At 74.0% G+C, this 8,257-nt stretch carries 9 protein-coding genes; 5 read left to right on the plus strand and 4 right to left on the minus strand.

The features are described from left to right. Positions 1-234, minus strand: a 234-nt coding sequence (locus BGP03_RS07005) for a hypothetical protein (RefSeq protein WP_299735890.1), incomplete at its 3' end; no start/stop codon positions are given. Positions 235-450: 216 nt separating this feature from the next. After that, complete coding sequence (locus BGP03_RS07010) at positions 451-1,137, minus strand: haloacid dehalogenase-like hydrolase (RefSeq protein WP_296372526.1); 687 nt, start codon at positions 1,135-1,137, stop codon at positions 451-453. An 86-nt stretch (positions 1,138-1,223) separates the two neighbouring features. Here BGP03_RS07010 and BGP03_RS07015 point away from each other — a divergent pair, with 86 nt between their 5' ends. Further along, positions 1,224-1,394, plus strand: a complete 171-nt coding sequence (locus BGP03_RS07015; protein WP_296372523.1) for a hypothetical protein — start codon at positions 1,224-1,226, stop codon at positions 1,392-1,394. On the opposite strand, the gene BGP03_RS07020 is transcribed toward BGP03_RS07015, so the two are convergent. After that, a complete protein-coding gene (locus BGP03_RS07020; protein ID WP_298796532.1) occupies positions 1,366-2,085 on the minus strand; it encodes a tyrosine-protein phosphatase in 720 nt (239 codons plus the stop codon). The genes BGP03_RS07015 and BGP03_RS07020 overlap by 29 nt on opposite strands. Positions 2,086-2,313: 228 nt before the next feature. Here BGP03_RS07020 and BGP03_RS07025 point away from each other — a divergent pair, with 228 nt between their 5' ends. After that, positions 2,314-4,083: a DEAD/DEAH box helicase gene (locus tag BGP03_RS07025; protein WP_296372519.1), complete on the plus strand. Its 1,770-nt coding sequence runs from the start codon at positions 2,314-2,316 to the stop codon at positions 4,081-4,083. Between the two features lie 112 nt (positions 4,084-4,195). Next, entirely contained in the window at positions 4,196-5,290 is a 1,095-nt protein-coding gene (locus BGP03_RS07030) for a serine hydrolase domain-containing protein (RefSeq protein WP_298796530.1), read from the plus strand. Between the two features lie 8 nt (positions 5,291-5,298). Here BGP03_RS07030 and BGP03_RS07035 read toward each other — a convergent pair whose 3' ends face one another. Continuing rightward, positions 5,299-5,769, minus strand: a complete 471-nt coding sequence (locus tag BGP03_RS07035; protein WP_296372514.1) for a L,D-transpeptidase — start codon at positions 5,767-5,769, stop codon at positions 5,299-5,301. A 126-nt stretch (positions 5,770-5,895) separates the two neighbouring features. On the opposite strand from BGP03_RS07035, the gene ilvD reads away from it, so the two are divergent. Both ilvD and BGP03_RS07045 read left to right on the plus strand, forming a co-directional pair. After that, on the plus strand, positions 5,896-7,569 hold the full coding sequence (gene ilvD, locus BGP03_RS07040) for a dihydroxy-acid dehydratase (protein WP_298796528.1): 1,674 nt from the start codon (positions 5,896-5,898) through the stop codon (positions 7,567-7,569). Positions 7,570-7,640: 71 nt separating this feature from the next. After that, positions 7,641-8,156, plus strand: a complete 516-nt coding sequence (locus BGP03_RS07045; protein WP_296372510.1) for a hypothetical protein — start codon at positions 7,641-7,643, stop codon at positions 8,154-8,156. Positions 8,157-8,257: the final 101 nt, after the last annotated feature.

Consider the following 8,257-nt stretch of genomic DNA (forward strand, 5'->3'; position numbering starts at 1 on the left):
CTGCGCCGGGCCGGGCTGGCGGGCGACAAGAAGTGACGCCCCGCGGGCGGGGGCGCCTCGACCGCCCCCGCCCCCGCCCGCGACCGGGAGACGGGCCTTGCCGACGTGGTTCTCCGCCCGCAGCTGCGCGACCCGGTGCGGGTGGTGCGGCCCGCACGCCGGACACCCCGACCGGGTGCGCGGCAGCTCCGCGACGTCGTACCGCTCGTCGGACGGGAACTGCTGCCCCGGCACCCGAGCGTCGAGACCAGGTACATGGTCCCGATGTCCGTGGGGTCCCTCGTGCGCAGCAGCTTCCGCAGCACCGTCCCTCCGGCAGCCGGGGTGGCTCGGCCACCGTCGCGGGCCGTGGAACGACCGCGGTCATCGGGTACCCCGCTGTCCCGGGGAGGTCCCGAACCGGTCGGGGACCGGGCCGCTCCGGTGGGTGGTGCCACCGCGGCCCCGACGTCACCCGGACAGCAGTGCGATCGTCGCCGCGACGTCGCTGAGGTCCTCCAGCACGTGGTGGGCACCGGCGGCCGCCAGCTCCTGCGTCGTGGACGGTCCCGTGGCCACCCCCACCGCGACGACGCCGGCGGCCAGTGCCGCGCCCACGTCGAGCACCGTGTCGCCGATGACCAGCACGTCGCCGTCGGCGAAGGGGCCGTGCACGGCTTCGGCGCGCTCCCGGGCCCGGCCGACCAGCTCCGAGCGCACCGGGTGGTCGTCGCCGTACCCGCCGATGCGGGTGTCGAAGAAGCGGTCGAGCCCGAACGCGGCCACCTTGGCGACCCCGACCGCCGCGATGTTGCCCGTGACCAGGGTCTGCACCACACCGGGGTCCGCGTGCAGCGCCGCCAGCACCTCGGGGACGCCCGGCAGGACGCGCCCGTGCGCCGCCATCGCGTCGCCGCGTGCGGCGAACTCGTCGGCGTAGCGGGCGAAGAACGCGCCCAGGTAGGGCGTGTGGTCGGCGATGCCGTGCTGGGCGAACAGCTCCGGGGTGATCGAGAGGTCGGTGCGGCCGGCGGCGACGAGGCTCCCGACCCACTCCAGGCCGGTGACGGCGGTGAACGCCGCCGCGTAGGCCTCGACGCCGACACCTCCCCCGACGAGCAGCGTGCGGTCGACGTCCCAGAGCAGCAGGCGGGTCACGTCCACCGATCCTGCCAGTGAGGGGTCTCGGAGAGCGACGTGAACCTCTGATGCCCGGGGCCACCCCTTACGCCGAACCTGGATGCATGACAGGTCTCGTGATCCTCATCGTTCTGGTCGCCGTGGCCCTCGCGGCGCCGCGCTACGGCGTCGACAGCCGTCCGGGTGCCGCGGGCGCGCGGCACACCGTCGGAGGCGACCTGCGGGCGCTGGTCGCCCGCGTCCGCGCTACCCGGCCGGTACGTACGCCGCGCTGAGCAGCCGCGTCGCGAGCCGCTCGACGTCGGCGGGGTCCGCCCCGTGCTCCACGAGCCAGCCCGTGGCCCCGCCGTCGGTGGCGTCGACCTCGTCCAGCACCCCCTCCAGTGCCTCGGCCTGCACCCCCAGCAGCGCGGTGTTGCGGGGCGTCGGGACACCCGCCGCGGTGAGCGCGGCCCACAGCCGGGGCAGGTTGGCCCCGGTGTGCAGGTAGTCGGCCAGGACGTCCTCGCGGCGCACGCCCACCGCCCGCAGCAGGACGGCCACGACGATGCCGGTGCGGTCCTTGCCCGCGGTGCAGTGCACGAGCACCGGCCCGTTCGCGCGGGCCACGATGCCGACGATGCGCGCGATCTCGTCGGCCGCGTCCTCCGCCAGGTGCCGGTAGGCGATGGCGAGCCCCGGCCGGTCGTGGCCCGCGGCGGCCAGCGCGGGAGCCAGGCGCGTGCCGAGCGGGACCGCGTGCACCACGGTGCCGTCGACGTCGAGGGGGTGCGCGGCGAAGTACTCCTCGGGCGCGCGCAGGTCGATCACGGTGGTGGGCGGCCACACCGCGACGTCGGTGCCGGTGACATCGCGGGAGCGCAGGGCCTCGCTGCGGTAGAGCACCCCGCGACGCACGATGCGGCCGTCGTCGGTGCGCAGGCCGCGCAGGTCACGCAGGTTCGCCGGAGCGTCGGTGTTCGTCACCCTCCCGAGGATCACCTCGTGAGATGAACGGAGGGCGACATCGTGATCAGGGACTCAGCGGACCCCGGCGTAGCGGTGAGCGGCGTCACCTGGGAGTATTACCAGTCGATGGTGCGTTGAGAGCCATCAGAGACCGCACCGGCCAGGCAGATTTCGTGCAGAGGGCCCGCGGGCTCGCCCTGTGGGACACGCATCCGTGCTCCCGCTCGCTGCGACGAAAGTCTTGAGTTGACACTGAACGAGCACGAGCTCGACCTGCCCGCCTTCTCCGATCTCCCGCTCCGTGCGGAGCTCCTGGCCGTCGTCGACGAGCTGGGCTACACCCACCCCAGCCCGATCCAGGCGCAGTCCATCATCCCGCTGGTGGAGGGCCGCGACCTGCTCGGTCAGGCCGCCACCGGCACCGGCAAGACGGCCGCGTTCGCGCTGCCGATGCTGGAGCGCATGGCCGACCTGCGGCCCGACCGCGCCCGCGGCTCGTCCCCGTTCGGCCTGATCCTGGCCCCCACCCGCGAGCTCGCGCTGCAGGTGTCCGAGGCCGTCACGCGCTACGGGTCGCACCTGCGGGCCCGCGTCCTCACCGTCTACGGCGGCGCGCCCGTCGGCCCGCAGCTCAAGGGCCTGCACCAGGGCGTCGACATCGTCGTGGCCACGCCCGGCCGCGCCATCGACCTGCTCAACCGCGGCGCGCTCAAGCTCGACGCGCTCGAGATGATCGTCCTCGACGAGGCCGACGAGATGCTCGACATGGGCTTCGTCGAGGACATCGAGACGCTGCTGGACGCCACCCCCGACACCCGGCAGGCGGTGCTGTTCAGCGCCACCATGCCGCGCCGGATCGAGACGCTGGCCCAGAAGTACCTCGATGAGCCGGTCACCATCCGGATCCGCCGTGAGGAGGTGCCGGAGGGCGAGGCCCCCAAGGTCCGCCAGACCGCGTACCTCGTGCCGCGCACCCACACCACCGCCGCGCTCGGACGCGTGCTGGAGGCCGAGCGGCCCACCGCCGCCATCGTCTTCTGCCGCACCCGCCTCGACGTCGACGCCGTCACCGAGACGCTCACGGGCCGCGGCCTGCGCGCCGAGGCGCTGCACGGCGGCATGGACCAGGAGCACCGCACCCGCGTGGTCGAGCGCCTGCGCTCCGGCCGCACCGAGCTGCTCGTGGCCACCGACGTCGCCGCCCGCGGCCTCGACATCGACCTGCTCACCCACGTCGTGAACCACGACGTGCCGCAGAGCTCCGAGGCCTACGTCCACCGCATCGGCCGCGTCGGCCGGGCCGGGCGCGAGGGCGTCGCTATCACACTGGTGCCGCCGTCGAAGGTGCACGCGATGCGGGCCGTCGAGCGGCTCACCGGGCAGCCGGTCGAGTTCGCACCGGTGCCCACCGCCGCCGACCTGCGCACCGCACGGCTCGCCCGCACCGCCGCCACGCTGCGGGAGAAGCTGGTCGCCGACCTGGACGCCTCCGCGGCCACCGACGACCCGAGCGACGCCGACGGCGTGCGCGCCATGCTCGTCGAGCTGGCCGCCGACTTCGGGGCCATCGACGTCGCCGCGGCCGCGGTGCGGCTGATGAGCGAGGCCGCCGGGTCGCCGGATGACGGCGAGGACATCCCCGTCGTCACGGCCGGCCGGGGCAGCGGTCCGCGGGACCGTGACCGCGAGCCCCGCGGCCGCGGTGGTGCCGCCGCCGGTACCCGCGCGCCGAAGGCCGGCACCACCCGGTTGTTCGTCAACGCCGGGCGCGCCAGCGGCGTGCGCCCGCAGGACATCGTGGGTGCGCTGGCCAACGAGTCGAACCTCACCGGGCGCGACATCGGGGCCATCCAGATCCACGAGCGCCACGCGCTGGTGGAGATCCCGGAGCACGCCGCCGACGACGTGCTGCGCAGCCTGAAGGGCACCACCACCCTCAAGGGCCGCCGGGCCAACGTGCGCCGCGACCGCGGCTTCGCCGGCGCCGGCTCCGGTGGCGGCCGCCCCCGCGACTGACCCGCGCTCCGTCGGAGGGCCCTTCCCGCAGCACGCGGGAGGGGCCCTTCCCCGTCGTACCGATGAATCCCGGCGCCGGCGCCGGTCTGCCCTCCGAGGAGAGGGAGGGCCCATGTCCGATCTGCAGGAAGTGCTCCAGGCCGCCGTCGACGACGGAACGGTGCCCGGCGCGGTGGCGCTGGTCGCGCGCGGCGACCGGGCCGAGGTGGCCGTGGCCGGTCCGATGGCCCGCGACTCGGTCTTCCGGATCGCCTCGTCCACCAAACCGGTCACGGCCGCCGCGGTGATGATGCTGGTGGACGACGGCCGCATCGCGCTCGACGACGAGATCCGCACCTGGTTGCCGGAGCTGGCGTCGCCGGGCGTCGTGCGCACACCGGCGAGCCCGGTGGACGACGTGGTGGCGGCGCACCGCCCGATCACGGTGGCCGACCTGCTCACGTTCCGGGCCGGGTGGGGCTTCCCGTCCGACTTCTCCCGGCCGGCCGTGGCGCCGCTGCTCGCGATGATGAACGGCGACCCGTTGCGCGCGGACGCCGGTTCCGACGCGTGGCTCGCGACGCTGGCGGATATCCCGCTGCTGCACCAGCCCGGCGAGACCTGGCTCTACAACACCTGCGCCGACGTGCTCGGGGTGCTGGTGGAGCGGGTGGCGGGGCAGCCGTTCGCCGGCTTCCTCGCGGAGCGGCTGTTCGGGCCGCTGGGCATGGCCGACACCGGGTTCACGACGTCGGCGGCCGACCGGCTGGTGGACTACTTCCGGCCCACGCCGGACGGCGGCCGCGAGCTCGTCGACGACGGGGACGTGTGGAGCCGCCCGCCGGCGTTCGCGTCCGGCGCGGGCGGGCTGGTCTCCACCGTCGACGACTGGTGGGCGTTCGGCCGCATGCTCCTGGCCGACGGCGCCGACGTGCTCTCACCGGAGTCCGTGCGGCTGATGACCACCGACCACCTGACGGGTGCGCAGCGCGACGCGAGCACCCTGTTCCTGGAGGGCCAGGGATGGGGGTTCGGCGGTTCGGTCGACGTCGCGGCGGTCGACCCGTGGAACGTGGCCGGCCGCTACGGCTGGGTCGGTGGCACGGGCACTGCCACGCACGTCGTCCCGGCCACCGGCACCGTGACCGTGCTGTTCAGCCAGGTGGCGATGACCGGCCCCACCCCGCCGGCGCTGATGCGCGCGTTCTGGACCTGCGCGGCGGGGTAGCCGGGCCGTCAGTGGATCTGGACCTCGTCGCCGACCTGGAGGTCGTCGAACCAGGCGACGGCGTCGTCGTGGGCCAGGTGCACGCAGCCGGCCGACTGGTTCTTGGGGTTGCCCTCGTGGAAGGCGATGCCGCCGTCGGCGAAGAACACCGAGAACGGCATGGGCGCGTTGTTGTACTCCGCGCTCTTGTGGTTCTGGTCCTTCCACTGCACGTGGAACACCCCCGTGGGGGTCTCCTCGCCCTTGCCGCCGTGGCTGACGCCCACGGGGCCACGGGTGACCGACCCGTCGTGGATCAGCCAGGCGGTGTTCGTCGCGAGGTCGACGCAGGCCCGCGCCGTGTAGGTGCAGGGGGTGCCGTCGACGAGCCCGTCGTCGCCACCCTCCGCGGCCAGCGCCGTGCCGGCCAGCGCGAGTGCCGCCGTCGCGCCGATGGCGACCAGTGCCGCGGTGCGGCCCAGCCGTCGTGTCGTTGTCATCCCGGTCCTCTCCTGTTCCCCGATCCGCGCAACGAGGCACGGATTCGGGGGTGACGGTGCGGAGTCGAACCGGTCCGTTTCGTGATCGGATACGTCATTCCCGGCCGGATACGAGAGGGTGGGCGGATGAGCGATCTCAAACCACGCAGCCACGAGGTCACCGACGGACTGGAGCGCACCGCGGCCCGCGGGATGCTGCGCGCCGTCGGCATGCGCGACGAGGACTTCCGCAAGCCCCAGATCGGCATCGCGTCGAGCTGGAACGAGATCACGCCGTGCAACCTGTCGCTGCAGCGGCTCGGCATCGCCGCGAAGGAGGGCGTGCACCGCGCGGGCGGGTTCCCCATGGAGTTCGGCACGATCTCGGTCTCCGACGGGATCTCGATGGGCCATGTCGGTATGCACTGGTCGCTGGTGAGCCGCGAGATCATCGCCGACTCCGTGGAGACCGTCGTGCAGGCCGAGCGGCTCGACGGCACCGTGCTGCTCGCGGGCTGCGACAAGAGCCTGCCCGGCATGCTGATGGCGGCGGCGCGCCTCGACCTCGCCGCGGTGTTCGTCTACGCGGGCTCGATCCTGCCCGGCCACATCGGCGACCGGGAGGTCAACATCGCCGACGCGTTCGAGGCCGTGGGGGCCTGCCAGCGGGGGCTGATCACGCGGGAGGAGGTCGACGCCATCGAGCGCGCGATCTGCCCCGGCGAGGGCGCCTGCGGCGGCATGTACACCGCCAACACGATGGCGAGCGCGGCCGAGGCGCTGGGCATGGCGCTGCCCGGCTCGGCCGCCCCGCCCGCCGTCGACCGGCGCCGCGACGGCATCGCCCGCGCGTCCGGCGAGGCCGTGATCGGGATGATCGAGAAGGGCATCACGGCCCAGCAGATCCTCACCAAGGAGGCGTTCGAGAACGCGATAGCGGTGGTGATGGCGTTCGGCGGGTCCACCAACGCGGTGCTGCACCTGCTGGCCATCGCGTGGGAGGCCGGGGTGCCGCTGGAGCTCGACGACTTCACGCGCATCGGCTCGAAGGTGCCCCACCTCGCCGACGTCAAGCCGTTCGGGCGCTACGTCATGAGCACGATCGACCAGGTCGGCGGCGTGCCCGTGGTGATGAAGGCGCTGCTGGAGGCCGGCCTCCTGCACGGCGACGTGCTGACCTGCACCGGCTCGACGGTGGCGGAGAACCTGGCCTCGATCGACCCGCCCGGCCTCGACGGCGACGTCCTGCGGGCGCTGGGCAACCCCATCCATCCCACCGGCGGCATCACGATCCTGCGCGGCTCGCTCGCGCCTGAGGGGGCCGTCGTCAAGAGCGCGGGGTTCGACTCCACGCGCTTCGAGGGCACCGCGCGCGTGTTCGACGGCGAGGCCGGGGCCATGGCGGCGGTGCCCGACCTGCAGCCCGGCGACGTCGTGGTGATCCGCTACGAGGGCCCCCGCGGCGGCCCGGGCATGCGGGAGATGCTCGCCGTCACCGGGGCGATCAAGGGCGCCGGTCTCGGCAAGGACGTGCTGCTGCTCACCGACGGCCGCTTCTCCGGCGCGACGACGGGCCTGTGCGTCGGGCACGTCGCACCGGAGGCGGTGGACGGCGGCCCCATCGCGTTCATCCGGGACGGCGACCGCATCGTCCTCGACGTCGCGGCGCGGACGCTGGACCTGCTGGTGGACGAGGAGGAGCTGGAGAAGCGTCGCGCCGGCTGGGCCCCGCCCACCCCGACCCCGGAGCTGCGCCGCGGGGTTCTGGGCAAGTACGCGAAGCTGGTGGGTTCGGCGGCGCAGGGCGCCGTCTGCGGCTGACGCCGCCCGTGCGCGGATATCAGGGTCAGGGCACCGATATCCGCGCACGACCCGGGTTCTAGGGTGCTCCCATGGCGAGCAAGCAGGAGTTGCGTGAGGTCGAGCAGGCCGCCGAGGCGATCGGCGGGCTGCTGATGCGGGCCGTCGAGGCCACCGTCACGGAGCCCTCGCCGGTGCCGTCGCGGGAGGCGGTCGGCGAGTTCCTGTCCATCGACCGCTCCGCGGCCCCCGACTCCGTCAGCGGCCCGGCCCAGCTCCTGGCCACGCTGACGCTCTCGCGCTGGCTCGGGCTGGCCCGCGAGGAGCTGGCCGACCGTCCGCAGCGCGTGGACGAGGTGCTGGCCTGGATCGAGGAGAACCTCGGGAAGCGCTACCGGGCCCGCGCCCGCTACACTGCGTCGGCGCTGGAGAGCGAGGACGGGGCGGGGGAGATCACCACCTATCGCCCCGCGCTGCAGGACGACTTCCTGGCCACGCTGGTCTGGCTGCTCGCCGGCGCCGTCGCGGTCTACGGCGGGGGCGACATCGAGTGGCTGAAGGCACTGGAACCGGCCGGCCCGTCGGCCACGGTGAGCGGCCTGCTGTGACGCGCCACGTGATCACGCCGGGCGGAGCGCCGCCTAGGAGGCTCCTGAATTAGCGCTGTATGCAGTCTTGGGGACGGTCAGGGTCCCTCAAGGCCGTCTGT

This window comes from Pseudonocardia sp. 73-21, from assembly GCF_001899645.1.
Lineage (GTDB): Bacteria > Actinomycetota > Actinomycetes > Mycobacteriales > Pseudonocardiaceae > Pseudonocardia.

What these genes read in the sequence shown, in the direction of transcription:
- BGP03_RS07045 (WP_296372510.1), top strand. Translation starts at nt 7,641, where the DNA reads ATGGCGAGCAAGCAGGAGTTGCGTGAGGTCGAGCAGGCCGCCGAGGCG.
- BGP03_RS07030 (WP_298796530.1), top strand. Translation starts at nt 4,196, where the DNA reads ATGTCCGATCTGCAGGAAGTGCTCCAGGCCGCCGTCGACGACGGAACG.
- ilvD (WP_298796528.1), top strand. Translation starts at nt 5,896, where the DNA reads ATGAGCGATCTCAAACCACGCAGCCACGAGGTCACCGACGGACTGGAG.
- BGP03_RS07015 (WP_296372523.1), top strand. Translation starts at nt 1,224, where the DNA reads ATGACAGGTCTCGTGATCCTCATCGTTCTGGTCGCCGTGGCCCTCGCG.
- BGP03_RS07035 (WP_296372514.1), bottom strand. Translation starts at nt 5,769, where the DNA reads ATGACAACGACACGACGGCTGGGCCGCACCGCGGCACTGGTCGCCATC.